Below are 1,284 nucleotides of genomic sequence, written 5' to 3'. Positions count from 1 at the left end.
TCCCGACGCTGACGGGGCCTGCCAGTGCGCCGCGGCCCACCTCGTCGATCCCGGCGAGCAGCCGGGCGCCGGAGCCGCGGAAGCGGCGCTCGTAGTCGAGGGTTGGAGCTTCGGACACTGCCGTTGTCCCTACTTTCCGGTCGCCGCCGGGACGCCGCGGAAGACGTCCGGGTAGTTGTCGAGGGCGCTGATGCGGTTCAGCGGCCAGGCGATCACTGCGGCTTTGCCTTCAATGTCGGCTTCGTCAATGAAGCCGCCGTTGGTTTCCATGTGGGCGCGGGAATCGGCGGAGTGGTTCCGGTTGTCTCCCATCACCCAGACCTTGCCGGCCGGCACGACGACGTCGAAGTCGCGCACCTGCGGCACCTCGGCGCTGTTGACGTACTTCTCGTCCAGCGGAGCCCCGTTGACGGTGAGCCTGCCGCTGCCGTCKCAGCAGACCACGTGGTCGCCGGGCAGGCCGATGACGCGCTTGACCAGGTGCTGTTCGGAGTTGTCCGGGAGCAGGCCCACAAACGTCAGTGCGTCCTGCACGCCGGAGAAGGCTCCGCCCGGTTTCTGCGCTGCAGGAGCCAGCCAGCCCTTGGTATCGCGGAACACGACGACGTCGCCGCGCTGCATGGCGATCGGCTCCGGCACCAGGAGGTTGACGAAGATTCGGTCGTTGACGTCCAGGGTGTTCATCATCGATTCGGACGGGATGTAGAACGCCCGGAACAGGAACGTCTTGATCAGGAAGGACAGCACGACGGCGATCACCACCACCGTGGCGACCTCTTTGAACCAGAGGAACACGGGGCTGCGGCCCTCACGAGCTTTCGCCCGGCGCGCACGTGCCGGGGCTGGCTGGTCGGCGTCGGGGGTGGGCGGAGAGGTCACCAGGGGCTCGTCGTGCCCTTGCGGATCAGGTGTCCGTGGTCCGGTCTCGGGCATCTACTGTCCGTTCTTGATTGTCGTGGCGGCTTCGTCGGGCCGCGCTATTGCTGCAAATCTATCAAGCGGCCAGATGATCTGTACCGGCCGGCCAATGATCCGGTCCAGCGGGACCATTCCGCCGCCCGGCGCCCCCAGCAGGCTGCGGGAGTCGGCCGACTTGGACCGGTGGTCCCCCATCAGCCAGAGCCGGCCGGCCGGGACAATCACACYGAATTTTAGCTGGCTTGGGGCATCGCCCGCATACAGATAGGGTTCCGCAACTTGCTGGCCGTTGACTGTGAGCCGGCCGTCGGCGTCGCAGCAGACCACGTGGTCGCCGGGCAGGCCGAGGACGCGCTTGACATAGGT

2 protein-coding genes and 1 pseudogene are annotated in these 1,284 nt (G+C 66.9%); all 3 read right to left on the bottom strand.

The window, feature by feature from the left end; all coding sequences use genetic code 11:
- A pseudogene (locus AB4Y86_RS19110) lies at nt 1–208 on the bottom strand (hypothetical protein); the annotation flags it as partial.
- A complete protein-coding gene (gene lepB, locus AB4Y86_RS19105) occupies nt 130–933 on the bottom strand; it encodes a signal peptidase I (protein ID WP_441403697.1) in 804 nt (267 codons plus the stop codon). The pseudogene AB4Y86_RS19110 and the gene lepB (AB4Y86_RS19105), both read right to left, overlap by 79 nt.
- A partial coding sequence (lepB, locus tag AB4Y86_RS19100) for a signal peptidase I (RefSeq protein ID WP_441403696.1) occupies nt 934–1,284 on the bottom strand: 351 nt, incomplete at its 5' end.

The sequence above is a fragment of the Arthrobacter sp. 2YAF22_2 genome, from assembly GCF_052114645.1.
In the GTDB taxonomy this organism is placed as follows: domain Bacteria; phylum Actinomycetota; class Actinomycetes; order Actinomycetales; family Micrococcaceae; genus Arthrobacter.
The sequence above is the reverse complement of the archived record's forward strand: the minus strand, read 5'-3'. Positions and strand labels throughout refer to the sequence as shown.